A 23,125-nucleotide genomic window follows, 5' to 3' on the forward strand; every position below is an offset into this window, starting at 1 on the left:
CCTGTCTTTCTTCGCCACAGCTTCATGATCGCAGACATCTGTTGAAACCCGCCATTTTCTGCGTCTCTTAATCATCCCATCGGCGGTCCGGCATCGCCATCAGATGGGAAAAAGCATGTCTGAGACCGCGACAATAGCTGTCAGAAAGCCCCAGCGCAGCGCGCGCATGCTGCAGACAGCCTTGGGGCCTCATATCGGGCGGTGGCTCCAGGATCCGGCCGTCATCGAGGTCATGCTCAATCCGGACGGTCACCTCTGGGTAGATCGGCTGGGCGAGGGCATGTACGACAGCGCCATCAGGCTGGCACAAGAGGATGCAGAACGCATCATTCGCCTCATCGCCCATCATGTCGGCGTGGACGCACATTCAGGATCGCCGCGCGTGTCGGCAGAGTTGCCGATAACGGGAGAGCGGTTCGAGGGGCTGCTCCCACCGATTGTCAGGGCGCCGACCTTCGCCATTCGCAAGCCAGCGACCGCGATCTTCACGATCGACGACTATGTCGCAGCGCAGGTGATCACGCATGAACAGGCGACAGTGCTGCGGCGTGCTGTTGCCGACCGTGCCAATATCATCATCGCGGGCGGCACGGGGTCGGGCAAGACGACGCTGGCCAATGCCCTTCTCGCCGAAATCGCCAAGTCGCCGCATCGGGTCGTCCTCATCGAGGATATGCGTGAGCTGCAATGTGCCTCGCCCAATCTGGTCGCCATGCGGACGAGGGATGGCATAGCATCGCTGCAGGATCTGGTGCGCTCGGCCTTGCGTCTGCGCCCTGACCGCATCCCGATTGGCGAAGTACGCGGGGCAGAGGCGCTCGATCTGCTCAAGGCCTGGGGAACCGGCCATCCCGGCGGCATCGCGACGCTTCATGCCGGTTCCGCCCTCGGCGCGCTCCGCCGGCTCGAACAGTTGATCCAGGAAGTGGTCGCGACGGTGCCCAGCGCACTCATCGCAGAAACCGTCAATCTCATCGCGGTCCTTGATCGCAATGCCCAGGGCCGACGCCTCACCGAACTGGCCTGGGTGACAGGCCTTGATTCCGCGACCGGCAATTATCGCCTGATTTCCCATGCCTCCAGCTCAGGAGAAGATTCATGACCCATTCCCTCAATCGCTGCGCCTCGCGGATGCGTGCCATGCCCACCGCAGCCTGCATCGCCTTGATGCTGATAGCGGCACCAGCAAATGCCAGCGGCTCGTCCATGCCATGGGAGGCACCGCTCCAGTCGATCCTCCAGTCGATCGAAGGGCCGGTTGCCAAGATCATCGCGGTCATCGTCATCATCGTCACGGGGCTCAGCCTTGCCTTTGGCGACACATCGGGTGGCTTCAGGCGGTTGATCCAGATCGTCTTCGGCCTCTCGATCGCCTTTGCAGCATCGAGCTTCTTCCTGTCCTTCTTCAGCTTCGGCGGCGGGGCGCTCATCTGATGCAGGACCATGACACCACGCCCGGCTTCCATGCGCCTGTCTATCGGGCGCTGGGCGAACCGATATTGCTGGGCGGGGCGCCGCGCTCGCTGGCGATCGTCAATGGTACGCTGGCAGGTGCGGTCGGACTTGGTCTTCGGCTCTGGATATTGGGCCTCGCCCTGTGGGCCATCGCCCATTTCCTCGCCGTCTGGGCCACGCGCAACGACGCACAGTTCGTGGATGTGACCCGCCGCCATCTCAAATATCCCGGATGGATGCAGCCATGATGTCATTGCGGGAATATCGATCGACGTCGGCCTGCCTGGCAGACTTCCTGCCTTGGGCGGTGCTGGCGGCACCGGGCATCGTCCTCAACAAGGATGGGTCGTTCCAGCGTACGGCCAGGTTCCGGGGCCCGGATCTCGACAGCTCGACGCCCGCAGAACTTGTTGCCGTCGCGGCGCGCATCAACAATGCGCTGCGACGTCTGGGATCAGGCTGGGCTGTGTTCGTGGAAGCGCAGCGTCTGCCCGCGCAAGCCTATCCCCAAGGCCTGTTCTGCGACCGGGCATCGGCTCTGGTGGACATGGAGCGCCGCGCGCAGTTTCGCGAGGCCGGCGTCCATTTCGAGAGCTTCTATTATCTGACCCTGCTCTGGCTGCCGCCGGCCGAGGAAATCTCGAGGGCGGAATCCTGGCTTTACGAAGGGCAAGTGAAAGGCGCACTCGACCCACTGACCCACCTGCGAAATTTTGCCGACCGGACAGATCGGCTGATCCATCTGCTCGACGGCTTCATGCCTGAAGCGCGATGGCTCGACGATGGCGAGACGCTGACTTTCCTCCACAGCTGCATTTCGACGCGGCACCAGCGGGTTCGCGTTCCCGAAACACCGGCCTATATCGATGCGCTTCTTGCCGATGAGGGCCTGTCCGGCGGTTTCGAGCCGCGCCTTGGCGACCATTATCTGCGCACCCTCACCATCACCGGTTTTCCGACGTCGACCTTCCCCGGTCTCCTGGACGAGCTTAACGCGCAGGCCTTTGCCTATCGCTGGTCGACCAGAGCGATCATGCTCGACAAGAATGATGCGACCAGATTGCTGACCCGAATCCGGCGGCAATGGTTTGCCAAGCGCAAGTCTCTTGCCGCAATCCTCAAGGAGGTGATGACGAACGAGCAGTCTGTCCTGCTCGACAGCGACGCTGCGAACAAGGCCGCTGACGCAGACATGGCGCTCCAGGCGCTGGGCGCCGATCATGCTGGCATAGCCTATGTAACGGCGAGCGTAACGGTATGGGACCGTGATCCGACCGAGGCATCGCACAAGCTGCGGCTGGTGGAAAAGGTGATCCAGGGGCGTGACTTCACTTGTTCGATCGAGCGCGTCAACGCCGTCGAGGCATGGCTGGGTGGCCTGCCTGGCCAGGTTTACGCCAATGTCCGCAAGCCTCCCATAACCACGCTCAACCTTGCGCACCTCATTCCGCTGTCCGCGGTGTGGGCAGGCGCCGCGCGCGACGAACATCTCGATGGTCCGGCGCTTCTCTACGGCAAGACCGAGGGATCCACACCCTTCCGCCTCTCACTTCATGTTGGCGATGTCGGGCACACCCTCGTCATCGGCCCTACCGGCGCAGGCAAATCGGTACTGCTCGCCATGATGGCCATGCAGTTCCGTCGCTATGCCGGTAGCCAGATATTCGCCTTCGATTTTGGCGGGTCGATCCGCGCCGCCATCTTAGCAATGGGCGGAGACTGGTGCGATCTAGGGGGCCAGATTGATGCAGGTCAGGACGCCAGCCCAAGGATTGCACTTCAGCCACTGGCTCGGATCGACCAGCCGGCTGAACGAAGCTGGGCTGCGCAATGGATTGCTGCTCTTCTTGGAACGGAAGGCATTGCGCTCGATCCGGCCGACAAGGATCATCTCTGGACGGCGCTCAATTCGCTGGCATCGGCCCCGATCGCCGAGCGCACGCTGTCGGGTCTGGCAGCGCTCCTGCAGACACAGCGCCTCAAACAAGCTCTGATCCCCTATTGCGAGGGAGGCTCCTGGGGCAATTATCTCGATGGAGAAAGCGAAAATCTGGGATCGGCATCGGTCCAGGCTTTCGAGATCGAAGGTCTGGTCGGCTCCTCTGCCGCAGCGCCCGTGCTGGCCTATCTTTTTCACAGGATCGAAGCACATCTCGATGGTCGTCCGACCCTCATCCTGATCGATGAAGGCTGGCTGGTGCTCGATCATCCGCAATTTGCCGAGCAACTGCGCGAATGGCTCAAGACCTTGCGCAAGAAGAATGCGAGCGTGGTGTTTGCCACCCAGAGTCTTTCGGACATTGATGGCTCCGCGATTGCGCCGGCCATTATCGAAAGCTGCCCAACCCGTATCTTCCTGCCCAATGAGCGCGCCCTAGAGCCGCAGATCACGCAGATATATTCTCGCTTCGGCCTCAATGATCGCCAGATCGAGATATTGAGCAGGGCGACGCCCAAGCGCGACTATTATTGCCAGTCCCGGCACGGCAATCGTCTGTTCGAGCTCGGTCTGGGTGAGGTCGCGCTCGCCTTCACCGCCGTCTCTTCCAAGCAGGATCATCGCTCGATCAGCGACATCCTCGATCTGGTCGGACGGGAGCAGTTTGCCTCCAGATGGCTGACACAAAGGGGCCTGGACTGGGCGGCAGACCTTCTCGCGCACATCGATATCGCGCCACCGGTGGATCCTGAGCCGCAGATCCCTGCCCATGTCGAGGAGGCTGCGCAATGAAGAAGCGCTTTGTCCTGATCGCTCTGATGGCGCCGATGGCAATCATGATCCCGCCGGCTGCGCATGCTCTGGTGGTCTATGATCCGACCAACTATGCCTCCAACGTCCTGCAGGCGTCCCGGGCACTCCAGCAGATCAACAATCAGATTCAGCAGATCCAGAACCAGGCCACATCGCTTCTCAATGAGGCAAGGAATCTGACGAGCCTTCCGCTTTCGACATTGTCGACACTCCAGGCACAAATAGGCCAGACCCGTCGCCTGCTCGCGAGTGCGCAGCGCATCGCCTATGATGTGCAGGACGTCCAGAATGTCTTTGCAACCCGCTACTCGGGCGCCGTGCTGCGCGGCGATGCTGCCCAGATGGTCGCGAATGCCGACGCCCGCTGGCACGATAGCGTCGACGCGTTACAGGATGCCATGCGCGTACAGGCCGGCGTCGTCGGCAATCTTGAGGGCGCGCAGTCGAGCATGGAGCGCCTGATGGAAGCGAGCCAATCAGCAACCGGCGCCTTGCAGGTCGCACAAGCGGGAAACCAGATGTTGGCGCTCCAGGCTCAGCAGCTTGCCGATCTGACGGCAATATCTGCGGCACAAGGCCGGGCTCAGGCGCTGGCGGCCGCGCAGCAGGCGGCGGTCGAAGCGGAGTCGCGCGAGCGTTTCCGTCGGTTCCGAGGCAATTGACATGCGGCGGCCGGGCATTGCCATATTATGCTGCGCTGCTGCGGGAATGATCGTTGCGCTGACAATGGTCATGGCGCGCGAACGAGCGGCCGAACCATCAGCCACGGTCCGTCCACAGGAGGCCAATCCTCCTGCCGCGCCTATCCCGCCCCAGTGCCGCACGGTCGCGCAGCCGGACGCGGCATGCCTGGCGATCTGGGAAGAGAGGCGACGCCGCTTCTTTGCGTCGGATCGTCAGCCATGACTGACACAGACGTCATCGACGAGTTCCTCCTCGTCTTCACCACCTATATCGATAGCGGTTTCGGCTTGCTGGGTGGTGAGGTCGGCTTCCTCTCCTCGAGTCTCATCGTCATCGATGTGACGCTTGCAGCCCTGTTCTGGGCTTGGGGCGCCGACGAGGATATCCTCCAGCGTCTTGTCCGAAAGACGCTCTATATCGGTCTGTTCGCCTTCATCATCGGCAATTTCTCAACGCTTGCGACAATCCTGTTCCAGAGTTTTGCGGGATTAGGGCTCAAGGCTTCGGGAAGCGGACTGGCTATCGGCGATTTTCTGAGACCCGGTACGGTTGCCGCCACTGGCCTCGATGCCGGCGCGCCGCTGCTCGATGCGACGGCCGACCTGTTGGGTCCGGTCGGTCTCTTCACCAACTTCGTCCAGATCATGATCCTGCTCCTTGCCTGGCTGATCGTCGTGCTCGCCTTCTTCATCCTCGCGATCCAGATTTTCGTGACGATCGTGGAGTTCAAGCTGGTGACGCTCGCGGGCTTTGTCCTGCTCCCCTTCGCCTTTTTTGGTCGAACTGCGTTCATGGCCGAGCGCGTGCTCGCGCATGTGATCTCGTCCGGGATCAAACTGCTTGTCCTTGCGGTGATAACCGGGATCGGAACGAGCTTGTTCGCACGCTTTACGACCGCTGGCATCCCCGCCGAACCGGACCTGGCACAGGTGATGTCGATAGCCCTTGCTGCACTGACGCTCTTGGGGCTGGGCATTTTCGGTCCCGGCATAGCCAATGGGATCGTCTCGGGCGGTCCGCAGCTTGGCGCCGGGAGCGCAGCGGGTACGGCGGTCGCAGCGGCGGCGACCCTGGCAGCTGGCGGCGCGGGTGGAAGGCTGGCAGCCGGCGCCATCGGAAGCGCGGCAGGCAGCGCGGCAGCGAGCGGCGCCCGGATCGCTGGCGCTGCAACACGGGCCTATTCAGCTGGCGCCAGTGGGAAATCCGGTGCGTCCGCGGTGGGCGGTGGTCGGGCAGAGGTCGCAAAGAGCGCTGCGGCATCGCTTGCCTCGCCGCTGCGCAACAGCGCCGCTGGTCTCAAGGATGGTTTTGCACAAGGGCGTTCAGGCGCCACAGGACAGTCTTCAGGCGCGATCGCCCAGGATGGCGCTGGCCATGTGCCGCATTGGGCGATGGCTATGAAGCGACGCCAGATGATCAGCCATGGCGCCACCGTCGCCAGCCAGACGCTCAAAAGCGGCGACAGCCATGGTGGCGGCGCCGGCCCGGATATCAGCGAAAGGAACTGACATCATGTTCCAGCGAACATCGGTCCATTATGGAAAGTCGCCCGCAGCAGTGACCCCATATCAGCGGGCCGCTCAAGTCTGGGATGACCGGATTGGGTCGTCACGCGTGCAGGCGCGCAACTGGCGCCTGGCATTCTTCGCCAGCCTGGCTCTCTCCACGACGATGAGCATCGGGCTGCTGTGGCAAATGGCGCGCGGAACCGTGACGCCCTGGATCGTCGAGGTCGACAAGCTTGGCCAAGCGCAGGCGGTGGCACCCGCAACGCGCGACTATCGCCCGACGGATCCCCAGATCGCCTTTCATCTCGCCCGCTTTGTCGAGCAGGTCAGGAGCCTGCCGACGGATCCCATCATCCTGCGTCAGAACTGGCTGCGCGCCTATGACTTCACGACCGACAGGGGGGCGGCAGCACTGAGCGAATATGTGCGGCGCGATGATCCTTTCACCAAGGTCGGGCGAATTCAGGTGGCAGTCGAGATATCGAGCGTCATCCGCGCCTCGGATGACAGCTTCAGGATCGCCTGGGTCGAACGACGCTATGAGCAGGGCATATTGAGCGACACCAGCCGATGGTCGGCAATCCTGACCGTGGCACTCCAGCCTCCTCAATCCGAGGACGTCCTCACCAGAAACCCGCTCGGAATCTTCGTCGATGCCCTCAACTGGTCAAAGGAGTTCGGACAGTGACAAAGCCTCGCCCCTCCCTGGTTGCCGGCGGTGCCGTCCCCTTGCTGGTCGCGTTCATGGTCGCGCCTCTGTCGATGGCGCCCGCATATGCGCAGGACAGCGGAGAAATGGCAGCGGCAAAGCGCTCCTCCAGCAACGCCACAATCAAAGTCGTGCCACTTCCGGTGCCCATGCCACTGCCGGGGCAGCTCAAGCCTGTGCCGCATGTCGTCCGGACGCTTCCGGCTGCGCCTCAGCGGGATGTGAAATCAGCCAACACAGCGGCTCGTATCCAGCCCAGCCAGGGCGATTATGTGAATGCTATGCAGCGCTATGCATTCGCAGATGGAGCGCTCTATCAGGTCTATGCTGCGCCCGGGCAAGTTACCGACATCATGCTACAGGAAGGCGAGGAACTTGTAGGCGCCGGTCCGATCGCCGCCGGCGACACTGTACGCTGGATCATCGGGGATACGGTGAGCGGGAGTGGCTCCTCGCTGCGCGTTCATGTGCTGGTGAAGCCGACGAGAGGCGATATCGCCACCAACCTCATCATCAACACGAACAGACGCACCTACCATCTCGAACTGAACGGGACGCCATCGACCTACATGTCATCGGTGTCCTGGACTTATCCACAGGATGCGCTGTTCGCATTGAAAGCTGCAGCGGCGCAGGAAAGCCGCAATGCGCCGGTCGCGACGGGGTTGGATCTGGCATCCCTGAACTTCCATTACCAGATAAAAGGGGATCTGCCTGCCTGGCGCCCGCTGCGTGCGTTTGACGATGGCCGTCAGGTCTTGATCGAGTTTCCCTCGGACATCGCGACCGGAGAAATGCCACCGCTTTTTGTTACGGGTTCGTCAGGATCAGCCGAGCTTGTTAATTACCGTGTGCAGGGGCACTTCATGATCGTCGATCGCCTTTTCAGCGCAGCGGAACTGAGGCTTGGGGACAAGAAAACCAGCAAACTGGTGCGCATCGAACGGATCGATCCGAAGCCAGTTCATCGGGCAAGCCGATGATGAGCAGCGTGGAGAATAGCAGCAAGCCGGGCGACAAGGTCGAGGACCAAGTCGCGATCGATAAACACGACGACATCGCGCCCTCCAATGTATCAAAAGGCAAAAATTCTGAGGCGCTTGCGTTGCGGGCGGCCTCGCCGCCGGCCATGCGTCTGTCCCGGAAAGCGATCGGGCTTCTGGCGGCCGTCAGTTGCATCTGCATTGCCGGAACATTGATCTATGCCCTGCGGCCAAAGACGATCGACGGCGTCGAAAACATACCGGTCTCGCACGGCCGCATCAAAGCCGAAACCATTGTCTCAGCACCAGACGACTATTCTAAAATTCCCAAATTGGGGGTGCCATTGACCGACGCCCCGGGACAGCCGCTGCTTGAAGCGCAACAACAGCCAAGTCTGACGAACCCCGGCCGCTCGCCACCCAGCGATGAGCGCCTGACGGCGCGCCAGCATGAGCGGGAGCGCCAGAGGAGCATGCGTGAGGCCGCGCTATCGAGCAGATTGTTTCTTGCCTCAGCGCCGACGGTTGCAAGGGCGAAGGAACCGGACGGCGTGCTGCCAGCGGAGGCCAGAGCGCCCCAGGACCCGAGGGTAGAAGCTGAAAGCCAGCCCCTCCAGTCCCGAACCACCGATACGAATAGGCGCACGTTTCTGGCGCCGGTCGCTATCGCCGAGGCAAGCACACAGCGCGTTGCGAATTCGGCATCGCCCTATGTCGTGCAGGCGGGCAATGTCATTCCCGCTGCGCTGATCACAGGCATCCGATCCGATCTTCCCGGCCTTATCACCGCGCAGGTGACGGAAAATGTTTATGATAGCCCGTCGGGCCAGATCCTGCTCATCCCGCAAGGGTCTCGGCTGATCGGCGAATATGACAGTGCGACCGCAGCGGGACAGCAGAGGATATTGATCGCCTGGGACCGCCTGATTTTTCCCGACAGCCGTTCGATTCTGCTCGACCGACTTCAGGGCGCCGATCAGTCCGGCAGGTCGGGCCTGCAGGATGGTGTGGACAATCATTGGGCCGGCTTGCTCGGCGCAGCATTCATCTCGACCCTATTGAACGTGGGGACCGAGGTCATGGCCGACGATGACGGAAGTCTCGTGCGAGCGCTGCGATATGGCACGCAGGACAGCATCAGTCAGGCAGGCCGACAGACCATCGGGCGGCAACTGACGATTCCCCCGACACTCACCATCAGACCTGGCCATCCTCTGCGCGTGATGGTGAAGCGAGACATCATACTGGAACCATGGGAAGGGCAAAAGTGATGGGCAAACTCAAGCTAGGACCGATCGAGGATGATAAGCCAGTCAAAATCTCGGTCGAACTTTCCGCCGCGGTACATCGGGATCTGATGGCTTATGCGCGCATCCATGCCAGCGACACCGGACTGACCCATCCCATGGCAATTGAGCGATTGATCGGCCCGATGCTGGAGCGTTTCATGGCCAGCGATCGGGGTTTCAGAAGAGGATGATGCCCAAACGGCCTCCGACAAACTTTTGCGTGATAAAATAATCCCAAGAAATGAGTCTGGTGCAGCAGGTTACTCTCCAGCAATCAGACTCTCACTTTTTCCCTGCCGCAACCGATGATGGGAGGTGTGAGCATCAGGATGCGCCATTTGCACTGCCTCCAAGCAGTGACCTGAGCCTTTCGACCGGTTGGCCAGGCTTCATAACAAGCGGCAAGTGAGGATGCCGCGCTTGCAGTTCTGGAGGAAGTCCGGCAGCACTGTACACTAGGAACGGTATTGCGCTTTCTATCAGCAAAAGTGCTAGAGGCGTCACATCGCGATCCCGAAGATTTGCATCAACGATGGCAGCGTCAATCTTGGCCTGGGTAAGGAAATTGACGGCTTCACTGACGGCTGAAAACGGCCCGACAACTGTACCGCCTACGGCTTCTACATTTTCGCAAAGCGCCATTGCAATAAGCGGATCATCCTCGACGATCAGCACGCAGAATCCTGATAGCATATGTTCTCCCCTTGCAGCGGGAGCACAATGTCTCTCAGTCGATGATGCGCCGAACATGTCACCGATAGGCTGTAAGCGGATTGATATGGATTAAGTTCCGAAATTCATTTTATATTTCAGCGACTAATCGTGGTGCCCCTATATTGTTGGTCGAGACGCATTGGCTATTCCCCGCCAAATCGCAGTCTCCAAGGCTACACCGTGCGGTATAGCCTTCCTTGCCATGCCTCCAAAAGGCAGGCATGGTTCCGTGTCACCGCGTAATCGACGCCACTTCGGTTTACGGCGCGCTTGATCCAGAACGCGACAGGAATTCCATGAACTATAGCGGAACGCGCATTGCGCGGTCGTCGCCCCCTGCCTGCAATGGCAGAGGCGCATCCCCAGAAAGGAAAGGAGTACAGGAAAACGGGGCAGGATCGGACAAAAGCCTCCCGATAATTACGGTCGATATTGCCGATATTCCCGGCGGTGGCCAGCTTCACCTCCTCCAGTGTGGGACAGAGTTCTCGATCCAGTTTGGCGATGATGAGTTGATGGGCAGCCGGGATCATGAATCCGAAAAGGCTCTCGCAAGGCTGACCCAAGAGCGTCTTGCTCAGCGCGATGTCGATATTTTGATTGGCGGCCTCGGCATGGGCTTCACGCTCGGGGCTGCGCTCGACGCCTGGTCACAAAGCGCGACCATCACGGTTGCCGAGCTCGTGCCCAAAATCATAAGCTGGGCGAACGGACCTTTAATGCACTTGTTCGGTACCAATCTGACAGATCCGCGAGTCAGAATTCAATTGGCCGACGTGTTTGATGTCATTACCCATGAGAAGGATCGCTTCGATGCCATTCTGCTCGACGTCGATAATGGTCCAGACGGTTTCATCAGGAAAAGCAACGACAGGCTTTATTCGACCGACGGCTTGGAAATGGCCTATGCGGCACTGAAACCGGGCGGCCTACTGTCGATATGGTCAGCCTACAGCGATGACGCATTTGCCGAAAGGCTGGAGCAGGCCGGATTCTGTCTGGATGAGATTTTGCTGCCAGCCTTTAGCGGCAGCGCCGAACGCTGGCACAATATCTGGTTCGCAGCCAAGGCCGGGGCCTGCCAGTCCGTACCAGCCTTGCAAGCATGAGACCAAGCCTGCCAGGCTTCCATTCGCTACAGCGCGCGACCGGGCTTGGCAGGCATCGTCGTTCTCAGGTCAGTAAACCGGAGAATCCCATTTGATTTGTCGTGATGGCACTTGGCCGGGTTAGTTCAGAATTGCCACTGCTGTAGAGGCGATGAAGCCTCTTCGCGTTGCAACACGGAAATGATCTTCGCATAGGCACGAGCCAAATCCTCGTGCCTTGCTCTGATCGCAGGATTCTCCGCAAGCTCAGCATGCTTCAACTCGGCCAATCTCCGGCGGTTAAGATAGTCGAACCGACCCATGGCCATATTCATCGTGCTGACGGCGGATGGTGGCGGGCCACATGCGATCGGGAGCGTGTGACAGAACCTTCAATCAGCTTACCCTTCATCAAAACGCGAAGTGCATCGGCATCCCGTGGGTCAAGGAGAACGATCCGCACGCCGCCAGAGTCGAGCACTTCGAGAACCGAAATCCTGAAGCCGTTTTTTTGGCAGACCAGCCGCACGGCGTCGGCTGACTCCATGATGTTTATGGCCCTGCTCATATCCGACCATCCCGCTGGTCATTCAAAGCGAAAGGGGCTGAACCATCGGGACGCTCCGATCGATAGGGGTGCACATGCTCTCGAATGCGCTGCGCATAACGGTTGGCCAAACGCTGATGCGCATGGGAGGCTGCGCGGCAATGCGCGCTTTGGGCACGCAGCAACTCTTCCTGCTCGCGCTTGAGTAAATAATTTAGATCTTCCACGGATGGGCTCCCTCAGCTGGCAAGCGGGAGCACGTTGGTCTCTCTGTCACGGCGAATGCTTGCAGCAAATTTCGCGCAATGATTGTGTTTATCAAATAATATTATTAAAGTCTATGGCTAAATCCGAAATCAAACGCAAAATCTTTGTAATTATTGTGTCGATATGACAATGATATCTCATGGAATATAATTCATGATACTCGGAATGAAATTGGTAAAAATCCAAAAGATATTTTGTCAAAAAAGCGACATTGCAACATGATTTCTTCGGTGAGAATTATATAACATAAGATGATTTATGAATTATCATTCACCGATCATTAAATCGTTAGAGCCATTCAATATGCCGCTCCTCCTCCCTGTTTGAGAATTCGGCACAATTGGTGGTCAGAAAATGTGCTCGCTCCCTAACCGCTGACAGCGAATGCAGTACCCGCCCATGACCATGGATTGCCTGGCGGGCTGCCTTCCCTGCCCATCCACGCCTGTTTTGCCGCCGGCCGAATGGAACTGCCTTCATACCCATCGCCCTGACAGTGGAGATGACGGTGCTGGACTGCATCCCAAGCTTGTTGGCTTATGGTCGGGGTTCCGCATATTCATCAGCGCGACCTTGCGCTGTTCGTGACCCAGCCCTTGGCTATCGGGCAACGATGCGCGGATGCTTAAGCGCAAAGACATCAATGATAAATCTGACAATATCTATCAGAGTTTTTCGAGAAATCGCTTTACCGCCTCAAGCCCCGAAGAGCTTTTTACCGCGATATCTAGTGGTCGGCCGCCGAGGCTGGACTCTTCGCCGTTCAGAAATGCGATGGCGCCCTGAGAGCCTAATCGGGCTATGGCAAGTTCAAGAATATGCCCTTGGCGCTCGATCTGATCCGAAGATAAATATGGACCGTCGAACCGCCTTCCAGCCCGCTTAATCAAGATGCTCATCCTTTTTTCGCATCTTGTCGAGCGCTTGTCTTTTGCGGTCGATCTGGACCAGCAAAGCGCGATCAGACATGATCTGCCATGCAGCTTTTGACCGCAGGCAGCGCTCTTTCACATTCGCCAGATTGGTTTCCTGCGCCTCTTTGTCACATTGTGCGACGCGGGCCAGGTAGAAGTCGATCGTGGCGGGCATGTCGATCTCCTGCGAGTTGGATGTCGTTGCGACGGACGTCAATCGATCATTTCAGCGACAGCCCTGCGCAATTCTCGCACGGGCAGAGTGCCCAAAGGGACGTTTTGGTAAAATGAACGCGGCGTTTTGCCGGTCGCTAGCACTAATTTGGCATGAGCCATATTCGAACGGATATTGTGATTCATGATATTCCTAGAACACGCATATCGGCGTGTGATGTAATGAAAAAGTCTCGCTCAACGACGTCTTTTGCCGGCACATAACGCAAAAGAAAAAAGCCGGAGCATTAGGCCGCTGTCGCTTGGCCGGGGGCAATTGCCCATATTTCGGGCAATTATGTGGTACTTAACCGCTATCCGATTGACATGCTCCCCTGATTGTCACCAGTCAGAGGTAGAGTCCGGCTCCTTCATGATGGTTGGTTGAGGTGATGGCAACCTGTCCGGGGGCATGCCCCCGGACAGGTTGGCCGGCTTTCTCGGCGGGGGTTCTCCCGCCCAGTTTCGAGTGTGGCCTGACGTAGTTGTAATCGTGCCGCCAGGCATCGAGCACGAAGCGAGCATGCGGCAGCGACGTGAACAGGGTCTCGTTGAGGCATTCGTCGCGCAGACGCCCGTTGAAGCTCTCGACGAAGCCGTTTTGCATCGGCTTGCCGGGTGCGATGTAATGCCACTCGACCCGCCGTTCCTGCGACCAGCGCAGGATGGCCGACGAGGTCAGCTCGGTGCCGTTGTCGCTGACCACCGTATGCGGCTTGCCGCGCATCCCAATCAGCCGCGTCAGCTCCCGCGCGACCCGCACACCCGACAGCGACGTGTCGGCCACCAGCGCCAGGCATTCCCGCGTGTAGTCGTCGACCACGCACAGGATGCGGAACCGCCGGCTGCACGTCAGGGTGTCGGAGACGAAGTCGAGCGACCAACGCTGGTTCGGCCCGTCCGGCAGCACCATCGGCGCCCGCGTGCCCAGGGCGCGCTTGCGGCCACCACGGCGACGGACCCGCAGGTTCTCCTCGCGATAGACCCGCAGCAGCTTCTTGTGGTTGGGCGTCATGCCCTCGCGAGCCAGAAGATACCCGAGACGCCGATAGCCGAAGCGGCGACGCTCGGCCGCCAACTCGCGCAGACGCTGTCGCAGCGGACCATCGTCCGGACGCGACGATCGATACCGGATCACCCGCCGGCTCACGCCGACCAGGTTGCACGCCCGACGCTCGCTCAGCCCGTGATGCTCACGGGCATGGGCGACGGCATCCCGCTTAGCGCCGGGCGTCACCATTTTTTTGATGCCAGATCCTTCAGCACCACGTTGTCGAGCATTGCCTCGGCCAGCAGCTTCTTCAGCCGGCTGTTCTCTTCCTCCAGCGTGCGCAGACGCCGGGCCTCGGACACCTCCAGACCGCCATACTTCGACTTCCATTTGTAGAACGTCGCCGAGCTGATTCCGTGGCGGCGGCAAACATCCGCCGTCGCCATCCCAGCCTCCTGCTCCTTCAAGATCGCGATGATCTGCTCTTCGCTGAACCTGCTGCGCTTCATCTTCGTCCGACTCCTTTACGTCGGACTCTACTCAAAATCGGTCACATTTCAGGGGAACACGTCACGATGTTTAAGCAAAGACAAGACGGCAAGCCAGCGCGACGCAATGCCGCGCTGGCAGTGTAAAATAGAAACTCGACTTCGTAATTTACGCGGCTTCCAGGTTCACCGCCGACTGCTTGCCCCGTCGATCTGCTTCGACTTCGTAGCTCAGGCGCTGATCCTTATGGAGCGTTATCATTCCCGCACGCTCGACGGCGGAAATATGGACAAAACTGTCCGGACCGCCGTCCTCGGGGGCGAGGAAGCCGTACCCCTTGTCAGAATTAAAGAATTTTACGGTGCCGATAGGCATGGGCGTTCCCTTCACGAAAACAGAGAATCCACCCGCGGAATTGCAGGTGAAGCTGATAGCGCAAGTAAGGAAACGACACCCAAATAGGATGCAAATTTCGTCGCAGGCGACGTTAAGCACTATTGAAAATACATTATATTTGGGAAATGTCAAACCAACAATTTAATATTGTTTGAAATCAGGAATTTCCGATATAAATTTCATTGCTATCGAGCAATAATGATTATTATAATTATCGCTACGGACGTTTCTAATTATATTTCAGGCACCATGGATGTGTCTCCAAAATGGTTCTGAAGAAACCGCATTCCCCACTGAATCTGTTGCCGCTCTCATTCTTGAGCATGGCCAATATGGGACTTTATCGAAGATTTGCTGCAATTTCGCATGTCCGTTTGACGACACGGCAGAGCAGTCGACGAGCGTCGGAATGGGTGCATGGCAGCGAAGGGATAATCCCCTTGGGTTGCGAGGAGAATGCAGGTCTGCCGCTTTGATCGAGACCTCAGACAAATATGCAATCACTGGCCGAAGGGCCAGATAGGTATCAAAGTGGGGGCAATTTATCTTGTGCAACAAGATATGTCGCAACAGTCTCCTTCTTCCACAAAGTCAATTGTGGATGGTGACCGGGTGACTGGCCCGCATGTCCAGGCTGAAAGGCTAAAGGGGTCAGTGCGTGTGCCCAACGCACGCCCTCACTGCTCGGTCACTATTAGCCCTCCTCCCGTGACCTCGGGATAATTGTTCATCGATTATAATGTAATTATAAAATGGATGGTGAATGGTTCCTGTGAAATCTTTCGAATTGCGACCTGGAGTCGCTGACTTGAAGGAGAATGACCATGGAACGTGACGCACATTCGCAGGATATCGTCGATCTGGGAGATGCAGTCGAACTCACCCGCGGCGTACTGCTGATCGGCCAGGATGATGGCAACGGCACGCTGTACAAGGCGTCCGGCATTTCCGACGAAGACTGAAGGTCGAAAGGGCGCGCCGCTCATTCAAAGCGGCGCGCCCTTTTGATTTGCGGAAGGAAACGGCAATGCGACAGATAGGACGAGATTTACATGCCTGCCTGATCGGACAGACGCCCGTAATTCTCAATATTGCGAGCGGGCGATATCAGCTTGTCCGCGGACCAACCAGAGACCATCTGACCGCCCTCCTCGCAATGAAGCCAGGCGCTGAGGACATTGCGGCCCTGGTCCGAGCAGGACTGCTCGATCCAGCCACGAGGGACGCAGAATGCGCAGCGGCACCCGTAGCTCCGACATCCAGTCATCTGGATCTGATCAAGTTCAGGCATGGTTGGCTCTTGGCACCAGTGGCACTTGTTGCATTGTCCATTGCTGTGATTCAGGTCCGTCGCGACGTGCTGCGGACCATCTTGGATCGCGTCGAGGAGGGGGCAGGAAAGCCGCGGTTGACACTGCCAATCTTCAGCGAAGCCATGGTCGCCGCTGCATTTCAGCTCGTGCGGCAGTTTCTGCCGCTCGATAATCACTGCCTTGCGCGCAGCATCGCGATTTCGCGGATGTTGCGACGCTTCGGACACCAGGCGACCCTGGTGATTGGCGTACAGTTGCCGATCGCGGCGCATTGTTGGGTTCAGTGCGAAGACAGGCTGATGGCCGACAGAGTCGATCGGATCGCTGCTTTCGAACCCATCCTGGCGAGATGAGTGCGTCGCGCTATCTGGCTTATGTCCGCTGCGCGACTGCCGGATCTGAAGGTGCAGCGACAGACCAGATGTCAAAGGTGCCGCTCGCGGTGCCTATCAATCTTTGGACGTCCGACCCTGTCGTGATGATCGGCACGCAGGGCGCGATAATCGGGCATCTCTTTACGAAGGCACTACCCAGTCGGCGGATCAAAGAGCTCAACGCGGCCGAGACCAATGCGGCCATCATAACCCATGGGCAAAGTCTGATACGCGATTATTGGGGTAGTTATGTCGCCATCTTCCAGATTGCTGGCGGCGACATCGTCATAATCCGCGATCCCTCCGGTGGTCTGCCGGCTTTTTGGAGAGAGATTGACGAGGGCATCGTAATTGCGCCTCAGGTAGGCACATCTCCCTTCGCGGCATCAGATGGAATATCTGTCGACCTGGACGCGCTGCTTGTCCACATGTGGCATCCGTTCCACGCTGGCGAACAAACATGCCTCTGCGGAGTGCGGGAAATTGTGCCGGGCGGGCGGCTACACATCGGGCCGTCAAAGCAGCGCTCGGACCTTCTCTGGCAACCTTGGGACTATATAGCCGGTCGTGCGCGCCTTGGCCCTGCCTCGATCGAACATCTGCGCGCCACCGTTCTTGACGCGATCAAAACTTGGGCTGGTGAGTTCGCCTCGATCTCGTCGGGCCTGTCGGGTGGACTGGATTCTTCGATCGTCTGCGCAGGACTCGCTGGGGCGACTTCTTTGCCTCGGGGCTTCCACATGAGATGGACCGACCGCGAGGGTGATGAGACGTCCTATGCGCAGCTTGTTGCTCAAGCGCTCGACATGCCGCTCGACATCTTTCCTTATGACCTGGATGCCATCGATGTTGAGCAGCCCATTGTCGCACATGCTGCGCGTCCGCTGATGGCCCATTATGCCCAAAGCACTGCCAAGGCCCAGGCCATGGTTGCAGCACAACATAATATTGCGGCGTTCTTCACGGGCCATGGCGGGGATAATGTCTTTGGAATGACACATTCGATTGTGCCGATCCTCGATCGCTATCTGGACGCAGCGGGCGCCAAGGCTGTTATCGCCTCGATGCAGGATGTTTCGAGATTGCACGACGCTTCCTATGCCACCATTCTGCTTCATATCTTGCGGCATCTCGCACGTGGTCCGCGCAAAGCAGCGCAAGGCACTCCTGGCTTTCTCAACATCGAAAGATTGAATGCGGCGAAGGAGAGGATCGCTATCCATCCTTGGCTGACACCGCCCGAGGGCCTCGCACCCGGCGCAGCCGCGCACATTCGCGCATTATCCCGAGCTGTAGGCTATGAAGGCTTTCATGACCGGCACGTCCAGCCACCGACAATAGCGCCGTTACTGGCCCAGTCGGTCATGGAGGTCTGCCTGGGCATACCCAGCTGGCAATGGGTGGAAGGCGGGATCGATCGCTCCATGGCGCGCCGCGCCTTTGCGTCCGATCTGCCGCCTGCCATTACCGCCCGCCGGACCAAAGGCGGGCCGGCGGGCTTTCTCGACCGATATTATTGGGACAATGAGCGCAAGATATTGTCCTTCCTCAAGTCCGGCTTCCTCGCTGAGCATGACCTCATATGCGCTGTGCCCCCGCCGGATGCGCCGTCAGGCAGACCGGACTATGACCGAGCGGATGCCCGCCGCCTGCTCGGTCTTGCCGGGGTGGAAAGCTGGGCTCGCCAGTGGGCCGGCTAGCTCGGCGATCATCGATCGCCTGACTTGGGCCGCGCAAGCCGCATGGCCTCCCATCGCGCGCGTCGCGCGCCATCCGGTCCAGTTGAGGGTGGAAGATCCCGTAGCCAATAATCAAACCACTCCAGATTCTCCGCCATGGCGCCCACCTGATTTGAGGGCAGATGGAAAAAATGCGTCTCGTCCGACGCCCAGCTCTCTCCGGGATAAAGTGATATTTCCGAGGGGATCTGCGCAGCGCGCAATGCCTGATGGAAATCGATCGCGGACTCATGTGGTTCGGCGATCTGCTGCAGCACCGGCGCCTGAGCGAAGCGCGCTCGATAGGAAGGGGCCAAAGCGGCATAATTTGGCTGCGCAACAGGCTCGCCGGGAGCCCCGCCATAGATTGCCCGGTAGACGCATTGGTGCGTGCGATAGCTGGTTGGTTCGAGGAAACCCCCATCGCCGCTGGATGCAGCTGAAAACAGATCAGCCTGGGTGACGGCGACATTCGCGATCTGGGATCCGTAACTATACCCTGCAATGCCGACATGCCTGGGATCGATCAGGCCTGCGGTGTCAAGCGCATGCAATATTACACGGAAGCTCTCAATCTGATTGAGCCAACCCAGACGCTGTATCTCCGCAGGCGGCGTTGCCCCGCCGCACATGTTGCGATCTGCCGAAGCCTTTTCCAGCTCGTCACTTTGCGAGACGTCGGGCTCATTGGCCAGTATGACCATATATCCGCGTTCAGCGAAGAGCTGGATCGGATAATCCCATTGTATATCCTTCGACCCGAACCGTTCGTCGGCGTCAGAACCATGCGTGACGAGCACAGCGGGATAGCGTTGCCCGGATTTATACGTCCGGGGGTAAATGATCAGATTTCGCGCGCGGTATCCATAGGCGTTTGTCAGGATGCGGGTCTCCACGCGAAGCGGCGTAATCGCATCATGTCGCGGCGACAGGGGCTGAAGCGCTTCGATCCTGCCCGTGCCGACGGTGACCCGTACGAAGGATGGCGCTCGCGTTACCCCTTCGCGCACGCACACGCCTTCGGACAGTCTGGGCGTAAAACTGCAATGGGTCAGGCTTTCAGGAACCTCGATCCGCGCCACTCTGCCAGCAGTATCTAGGCGGATCAGGCCATAGCGGCCCGCGCTCGTGAAGCGGACTGCTATGAGTGCCACACTCCCGTCTGGAGATCGCCAATGTCCAGGGGATCGAGGGTCCGACAATGTGGCATCAAGCACCCCATAGTCGATCAAGCGGCCATCGATTGTTCGCTCTCTCAAGCGACGCTGCTGGGCGACGCGCTCGATCGCGACCGTTCCGTCATGAGGTCCCGCGATGCGATCGGCGAACAGCGCGGGCCCTTCGTCAAGAGGGCGGCTTTTGCGATCCTCGAACCGCCAGCGGTAACGCTGGATATGGGGCACATTGAGGTTGTCTGCCTGAAGTGCATAGTCAAGCGCATCATCGTGCCAGATCGGCATGCCGCCCAGATAGCGCCCAACCCGGTCGGGGCCGACAACGTCAGCGATCCAGAGCGGCGGACCACCATCCTCCTTCATAAAGAAATGTGTCGTGACCCTCGGGCCTCGTCGCCGATAGATGGTCAGCCGCGTGACGTCTTCATCATGCCGGATTTCTCCTTTTTCGTCCTCACCGCGCAGCAGTGAGTAGAAGAGTCGACGCCCGTCGGGTGACCAGTCATAATAGGCAAGGCCAAAGCGTACTGGCCCGGTGAAGCCATAGCCGAATTGTGCACCATCGGCTGACCCGACCAGGACTGGATCGGGATTGACGACAAGGGCTTGCATGGCGCCGTCGGCCCCGAACTGATAGAGCTGAACGCCTTGTCCCTGATCGATCAATAGGCTCCAGGCCATTTTGCCGGGAACGGCCTGGAGCCTTTCCATCCAGATGGAACGGGCAAGGATCCTGTCTCCATCCGGCTGGAAGTTGGTCACATGGAGTTCGAACTCCGTGCGGTTCTCCTTTCGGTTTGCGACCCGAAGGATGTAGGCAAGCGTTCGTCCGTCATCGGCCAGCGCGGTGCCGGCCACTGCAGGGATCGCCAATATGTCGTCCATGGTCCAGAAGTGGCCTTGAGCCGCGACCGCACGGCCCACCATCGGCTGTGCCGCCGCGAGTGTCAGCAAGATGGCCAGGCATGTTCCCACGCGCATCAACATCACCACGACCGGCGAATCTGGATGGAGAGAAAGCGTCCAATCGGGGAGTAATTGGTCGTATCGAAGGGCGTGTCATAACCAGAGCCTGTGACGATCAACGGGGGCTTGGCGTTGAAGACATTCTGCATATTGGCGCCCAATTCGAATCCGCCTCCCATCTTGGCTATGGCGGAAAGATCGAGGGTCGCGAGCGCGCGCAGGCGGTAAGCTGGCAGCCTCCGGTTATCGAGAATGCTTGAACTCAAATTGGTGAATGCAGAGAGGGTGAGCCGCGGTGTGACATAGCTGGCACCAACTCGGCCCTTGAGCTTGGGCGGGTTGAATATGGTGCCGGAAAGATCGACCGTCGGCAGGCCGTCGAACAATTGCCTGCTGCTATCGATCCAATTGCCATCGAAGCTGAGATCGAGCGCCTCGCGATCCGGGTCTCCGATCAGGTAGCGCATGGAAAGGCTGATGCCTTTGTAGATCTCGCGTGCCATGTTTCGGTCACGGCCATCCAGAATTGCGACGACCCGGCTGGGATCATAAGTGCCGGTCGTGCCATTCTGCAGACCGATCGCTGCACCGCTGATCAGCGACTGTTGCAAGGAGGTGGACGGGGCGAGCGTTACGAGGCTGTTATAGATCGGATTGTTGAGTACGCCGATCGCAGACGTCAGTGGCGTTGCAACACGATCGGTGTAATCAAAATGGAAAAAGCTGATGCTGCCGGTGAATTCGGGATGTTCGACTGGACGGAATTCCGCCGAGAAGGTCCAGCTTTCCGATTTCTCGGGTTTCAGGTCGGCGTTCGCGCCCCCCAAGATTATCATTGTCGAGTCGGCTGGAAAGCCCGTGGCATATCTGGCGGTCTGATATAGGACGGCGGAATAGCTTCCATATCGCTGATACAGGGTCGGGAGGCGGAATGAGCGGCCCCAACTCCCCTTTATCGCCAAGCCATCAAATGGCTCATAGACGATCCCCAATTTCGGAAGCGCGACGGAATCCGTGCCAGAGTTCGCCTCGTAGCGGAATGCCCCCGTCAGCCGAAGCGCACGCCCCAGCCGGGAATTCTGTGCTGGCGAAAGGATCGGGACCAGCAGTTCGGCGAAACCAAATCCGTTTTCACTGTGCTGCTTGAACGCGTTGCTCGTGACGCCCAATGTGGTGGTGGTCAGTTCGATGCCGGTACGGCGATAGCCGCCGCCCAATGCAACGCGAACCTCGCCGGCCGGTAGGCTGAAAAGCGGGCCGTCGGCGTTCAATTCGATCGACTGAGCATCATTATCATATTGCCGATAACTTGCCCCATAGACCGAGCCTCCCGCGAAGATGTCCGAATGAGTCTGGGATTTGTCGGCACCGAACGACGACAGGAGATGCACATTCCAGGATGCGCCAAGGCTGGCCGTAAGCGACGGGGCGACAAGCCAGGACCGGGTGTCTGCCCGGACCGCCGCGCCGCTGGCGGTGTGCGGCTGTCCCTCAAGGAAGCCGGCGATCACATCTTGCCTTCCGTCCTTGTACATGAGGTCGACATTGGTCTTCAGCCGACTGCCAATGTCCTGGAAGAGGCTTATCAGCGCGCTATCGCGCCCGAGCCTGGGGTAAAGCGATGAATCCGTCGCCATGCTTTTTGCGTAGGAACGGCTCGATGCTGGAATGTCGGAGTTGGACGAATGGTCCAGAACGGCGAGAATTCCGCCTCCGGCCCACTTGGCGCCACCCGTCAGATTATATTGCTGCTGGAAATTGCCGCCATCGGTCGAACCCCCGACTCTCGCCAGCGCGCTAACGCCTTCATAGTCGCGCTTCAGAATGACATTGACGACGCCGGCTACGGCATCGGCGCCGTAAATCGCCGAAGCGCCGTCCGTGATGATTTCGACACGATCCACTGCGGTTGCGGGAATGGCGCTGATGTCGACGGCAGAATTAAGACCGGTGTAGCTGAGGCGGTTGCCATTCAACAGCGTCAAAGTGGCATTTGGACCCAAGCCAAGCAGGTTGGGGGACGAAGATCCGTTGACGTTGACGTCGCTGTTGCCCTGGCTGGTGCCGACACCGGGATTCTGCCCTCCGCCAAAATTCACCGGCGAACTTCGGATGACCTCACCGAGGTCCGCTTGTCCGCCGCGGCGCATGTCTTCGGCCGTTATGACGCGAACGGGGGCCGACGGCGGCGCCCCGGTAATCCGGCTGCCGGTGACGGTGATGATGTCCCTCGAATTTTCATCGCTGATCGACTTCGAGCGGATGATCACGGCTCCATCCACGATCTTAGCTTCGAGGTCGGTGGTTTTGAGGAGCCGACCAATAGCTTCACTCGGGGTCAGATTGCCTTTGAGCGGGGCAGCGGCAATGCCCTCGATATCGCTGGCAGACATGTAAATTTCCCAGCCAGCGCTCGAGGCAACGGCGCGCAGAGATTGGTCGAGCGTCTGCGCAGGCAAGTCGATGACGATAGCCGGATCGTCTTTGGCCCATGTTGCTGGGATTGAAATAACCCCTGCCGCGCCAGCCATGAGCAATGCAATCGTTTGAACCTTCGTGACGGACATTGTTCCCCCCAAT

23 protein-coding genes are annotated in these 23,125 nt (G+C 59.1%); 14 read left to right on the forward strand and 9 right to left on the reverse strand.

Translation table 11 applies throughout. The annotated features are described in order from the left end of the window. Positions 1–115: 115 nt before the first annotated feature. The 10 genes from trbB to DIZ22_RS19540 all read left to right on the forward strand — a co-directional run bounded on the left by trbB (position 116) and on the right by DIZ22_RS19540 (position 9,571). Entirely contained in the window at positions 116–1,102 is a 987-nt protein-coding gene (trbB, locus tag DIZ22_RS19490; protein ID WP_122928635.1) for a P-type conjugative transfer ATPase TrbB, read from the forward strand. Between the two features lie 29 nt (positions 1,103–1,131). Continuing rightward, entirely contained in the window at positions 1,132–1,434 is a 303-nt protein-coding gene (locus tag DIZ22_RS19495; protein ID WP_234893326.1) for a TrbC/VirB2 family protein, read from the forward strand. Further along, positions 1,434–1,703 carry a VirB3 family type IV secretion system protein gene (locus tag DIZ22_RS19500; protein ID WP_122928640.1) on the forward strand — a complete coding sequence of 90 codons (270 nt, stop codon included), beginning with the start codon at positions 1,434–1,436 and terminating at the stop codon, positions 1,701–1,703. Before DIZ22_RS19495 ends, DIZ22_RS19500 begins: the two co-directional genes overlap by 1 nt. Next, entirely contained in the window at positions 1,700–4,186 is a 2,487-nt protein-coding gene (gene trbE / locus DIZ22_RS19505; RefSeq protein ID WP_122928642.1) for a conjugal transfer protein TrbE, read from the forward strand. Before DIZ22_RS19500 ends, trbE begins: the two co-directional genes overlap by 4 nt. Further along, a complete protein-coding gene (gene trbJ, locus DIZ22_RS19510) occupies positions 4,183–4,869 on the forward strand; it encodes a P-type conjugative transfer protein TrbJ (protein WP_122928645.1) in 687 nt (228 codons plus the stop codon). The genes trbE and trbJ overlap by 4 nt, the downstream gene beginning before the upstream one ends. Before the next feature lie 240 nt (positions 4,870–5,109). Beyond that, positions 5,110–6,399, forward strand: a complete 1,290-nt coding sequence (trbL, locus tag DIZ22_RS19520; RefSeq protein ID WP_122928650.1) for a P-type conjugative transfer protein TrbL — start codon at positions 5,110–5,112, stop codon at positions 6,397–6,399. Between the two features lie 4 nt (positions 6,400–6,403). Beyond that, positions 6,404–7,087: a conjugal transfer protein TrbF gene (gene trbF, locus DIZ22_RS19525; RefSeq protein ID WP_122928652.1), complete on the forward strand. Its 684-nt coding sequence runs from the start codon at positions 6,404–6,406 to the stop codon at positions 7,085–7,087. Beyond that, the gene (trbG, locus tag DIZ22_RS19530) at positions 7,084–8,091 is read left to right on the forward strand and encodes a P-type conjugative transfer protein TrbG (RefSeq protein WP_122928655.1); all 1,008 of its coding nucleotides are present in this window, start codon (positions 7,084–7,086) and stop codon (positions 8,089–8,091) included. The genes trbF and trbG overlap by 4 nt, the downstream gene beginning before the upstream one ends. Then, the gene (locus DIZ22_RS19535) at positions 8,088–9,362 is read left to right on the forward strand and encodes a TrbI/VirB10 family protein (protein WP_240626782.1); all 1,275 of its coding nucleotides are present in this window, start codon (positions 8,088–8,090) and stop codon (positions 9,360–9,362) included. The genes trbG and DIZ22_RS19535 overlap by 4 nt, the downstream gene beginning before the upstream one ends. Continuing rightward, a complete protein-coding gene (locus DIZ22_RS19540; RefSeq protein WP_122928658.1) occupies positions 9,362–9,571 on the forward strand; it encodes a DUF2274 domain-containing protein in 210 nt (69 codons plus the stop codon). Before DIZ22_RS19535 ends, DIZ22_RS19540 begins: the two co-directional genes overlap by 1 nt. A 133-nt stretch (positions 9,572–9,704) precedes the next feature. On the opposite strand, the gene DIZ22_RS19545 is transcribed toward DIZ22_RS19540, so the two are convergent. Next, positions 9,705–10,055, reverse strand: coding sequence for a response regulator (locus tag DIZ22_RS19545; RefSeq protein ID WP_122928860.1), 351 nt, complete (start codon positions 10,053–10,055; stop codon positions 9,705–9,707). A 335-nt stretch (positions 10,056–10,390) separates the two neighbouring features. On the opposite strand from DIZ22_RS19545, the gene DIZ22_RS19550 reads away from it, so the two are divergent. Continuing rightward, entirely contained in the window at positions 10,391–11,203 is an 813-nt protein-coding gene (locus DIZ22_RS19550) for a spermidine synthase (RefSeq protein ID WP_122928660.1), read from the forward strand. 125 nt (positions 11,204–11,328) lie between these two features. On the opposite strand, the gene DIZ22_RS19555 is transcribed toward DIZ22_RS19550, so the two are convergent. The 6 genes from DIZ22_RS19555 to DIZ22_RS19580 form a co-directional block, all read right to left on the reverse strand. Next, positions 11,329–11,505 (reverse strand): hypothetical protein, encoded by a 177-nt coding sequence (locus DIZ22_RS19555; RefSeq protein WP_206364610.1) that lies wholly within the window; start codon positions 11,503–11,505, stop codon positions 11,329–11,331. A 241-nt stretch (positions 11,506–11,746) separates the two neighbouring features. Then, positions 11,747–11,956, reverse strand: a complete 210-nt coding sequence (locus tag DIZ22_RS19565) for a hypothetical protein (protein ID WP_072893433.1) — start codon at positions 11,954–11,956, stop codon at positions 11,747–11,749. Positions 11,957–12,661: 705 nt separating this feature from the next. Further along, the gene (locus DIZ22_RS22000) at positions 12,662–12,886 is read right to left on the reverse strand and encodes a hypothetical protein (protein WP_206364611.1); all 225 of its coding nucleotides are present in this window, start codon (positions 12,884–12,886) and stop codon (positions 12,662–12,664) included. After that, positions 12,879–13,085 (reverse strand): hypothetical protein, encoded by a 207-nt coding sequence (locus DIZ22_RS19570; RefSeq protein ID WP_004209707.1) that lies wholly within the window; start codon positions 13,083–13,085, stop codon positions 12,879–12,881. The genes DIZ22_RS22000 and DIZ22_RS19570 overlap by 8 nt, the downstream gene beginning before the upstream one ends. 387 nt (positions 13,086–13,472) lie before the next feature. Beyond that, positions 13,473–14,623 (reverse strand): IS3 family transposase gene (locus tag DIZ22_RS19575; protein WP_107917615.1). Its coding sequence is split into 2 segments (ribosomal slippage): positions 13,473–14,371 and positions 14,371–14,623, totalling 1,152 coding nucleotides; the frame shifts between segments, so codons are not numbered across the junction. Positions 14,624–14,771: 148 nt separating this feature from the next. Continuing rightward, the gene (locus tag DIZ22_RS19580; RefSeq protein ID WP_004209708.1) at positions 14,772–14,978 is read right to left on the reverse strand and encodes a cold shock domain-containing protein; all 207 of its coding nucleotides are present in this window, start codon (positions 14,976–14,978) and stop codon (positions 14,772–14,774) included. An 845-nt stretch (positions 14,979–15,823) separates the two neighbouring features. On the opposite strand from DIZ22_RS19580, the gene DIZ22_RS19585 reads away from it, so the two are divergent. The 3 genes from DIZ22_RS19585 to DIZ22_RS19595 all read left to right on the forward strand — a co-directional run bounded on the left by DIZ22_RS19585 (position 15,824) and on the right by DIZ22_RS19595 (position 18,386). Beyond that, a complete protein-coding gene (locus DIZ22_RS19585) occupies positions 15,824–15,961 on the forward strand; it encodes a benenodin family lasso peptide (RefSeq protein WP_004209709.1) in 138 nt (45 codons plus the stop codon). 65 nt (positions 15,962–16,026) lie between these two features. Continuing rightward, complete coding sequence (locus DIZ22_RS19590; RefSeq protein ID WP_122928665.1) at positions 16,027–16,665, forward strand: lasso peptide biosynthesis B2 protein; 639 nt, start codon at positions 16,027–16,029, stop codon at positions 16,663–16,665. A 68-nt stretch (positions 16,666–16,733) separates the two neighbouring features. Beyond that, on the forward strand, positions 16,734–18,386 hold the full coding sequence (locus DIZ22_RS19595) for an asparagine synthetase B family protein (RefSeq protein WP_240626783.1): 1,653 nt from the start codon (positions 16,734–16,736) through the stop codon (positions 18,384–18,386). Positions 18,387–18,394: 8 nt separating this feature from the next. Here the strand turns inward: DIZ22_RS19595 and DIZ22_RS19600 are convergent, their stop codons facing one another. Both DIZ22_RS19600 and DIZ22_RS19605 read right to left on the reverse strand, forming a co-directional pair. Beyond that, entirely contained in the window at positions 18,395–20,566 is a 2,172-nt protein-coding gene (locus DIZ22_RS19600; RefSeq protein WP_122928670.1) for a prolyl oligopeptidase family serine peptidase, read from the reverse strand. After that, on the reverse strand, positions 20,566–23,112 hold the full coding sequence (locus tag DIZ22_RS19605) for a TonB-dependent receptor (RefSeq protein WP_240626784.1): 2,547 nt from the start codon (positions 23,110–23,112) through the stop codon (positions 20,566–20,568). Before DIZ22_RS19605 ends, DIZ22_RS19600 begins: the two co-directional genes overlap by 1 nt. Positions 23,113–23,125: the final 13 nt, after the last annotated feature.

The sequence above is a fragment of the Sphingobium sp. LF-16 genome (genome assembly GCF_003711185.1).
Classification (GTDB): Bacteria; Pseudomonadota; Alphaproteobacteria; order Sphingomonadales; family Sphingomonadaceae; genus Sphingobium; species Sphingobium yanoikuyae_A.

Bases quoted from the DNA above. Each gene is read 5' to 3' on its own strand.
- trbB (WP_122928635.1), top strand. From the start codon at position 116: ATGTCTGAGACCGCGACAATAGCTGTCAGAAAGCCCCAGCGCAGCGCG.
- DIZ22_RS19495 (WP_234893326.1), top strand. From the start codon at position 1,132: ATGCGTGCCATGCCCACCGCAGCCTGCATCGCCTTGATGCTGATAGCG.
- DIZ22_RS19500 (WP_122928640.1), top strand. From the start codon at position 1,434: ATGCAGGACCATGACACCACGCCCGGCTTCCATGCGCCTGTCTATCGG.
- trbE (WP_122928642.1), top strand. From the start codon at position 1,700: ATGATGTCATTGCGGGAATATCGATCGACGTCGGCCTGCCTGGCAGAC.
- trbJ (WP_122928645.1), top strand. From the start codon at position 4,183: ATGAAGAAGCGCTTTGTCCTGATCGCTCTGATGGCGCCGATGGCAATC.
- trbL (WP_122928650.1), top strand. From the start codon at position 5,110: ATGACTGACACAGACGTCATCGACGAGTTCCTCCTCGTCTTCACCACC.
- trbF (WP_122928652.1), top strand. From the start codon at position 6,404: ATGTTCCAGCGAACATCGGTCCATTATGGAAAGTCGCCCGCAGCAGTG.
- DIZ22_RS19535 (WP_240626782.1), top strand. From the start codon at position 8,088: ATGATGAGCAGCGTGGAGAATAGCAGCAAGCCGGGCGACAAGGTCGAG.
- DIZ22_RS19540 (WP_122928658.1), top strand. From the start codon at position 9,362: ATGGGCAAACTCAAGCTAGGACCGATCGAGGATGATAAGCCAGTCAAA.
- DIZ22_RS19550 (WP_122928660.1), top strand. From the start codon at position 10,391: ATGAACTATAGCGGAACGCGCATTGCGCGGTCGTCGCCCCCTGCCTGC.
- DIZ22_RS19555 (WP_206364610.1), bottom strand. From the start codon at position 11,505: ATGGGTCGGTTCGACTATCTTAACCGCCGGAGATTGGCCGAGTTGAAG.
- DIZ22_RS19570 (WP_004209707.1), bottom strand. From the start codon at position 13,085: ATGCCCGCCACGATCGACTTCTACCTGGCCCGCGTCGCACAATGTGAC.
- DIZ22_RS19580 (WP_004209708.1), bottom strand. From the start codon at position 14,978: ATGCCTATCGGCACCGTAAAATTCTTTAATTCTGACAAGGGGTACGGC.
- DIZ22_RS19585 (WP_004209709.1), top strand. From the start codon at position 15,824: ATGGAACGTGACGCACATTCGCAGGATATCGTCGATCTGGGAGATGCA.
- DIZ22_RS19590 (WP_122928665.1), top strand. From the start codon at position 16,027: ATGCGACAGATAGGACGAGATTTACATGCCTGCCTGATCGGACAGACG.
- DIZ22_RS19595 (WP_240626783.1), top strand. From the start codon at position 16,734: ATGTCAAAGGTGCCGCTCGCGGTGCCTATCAATCTTTGGACGTCCGAC.
- DIZ22_RS19600 (WP_122928670.1), bottom strand. From the start codon at position 20,566: ATGTTGATGCGCGTGGGAACATGCCTGGCCATCTTGCTGACACTCGCG.
- DIZ22_RS19605 (WP_240626784.1), bottom strand. From the start codon at position 23,112: ATGTCCGTCACGAAGGTTCAAACGATTGCATTGCTCATGGCTGGCGCG.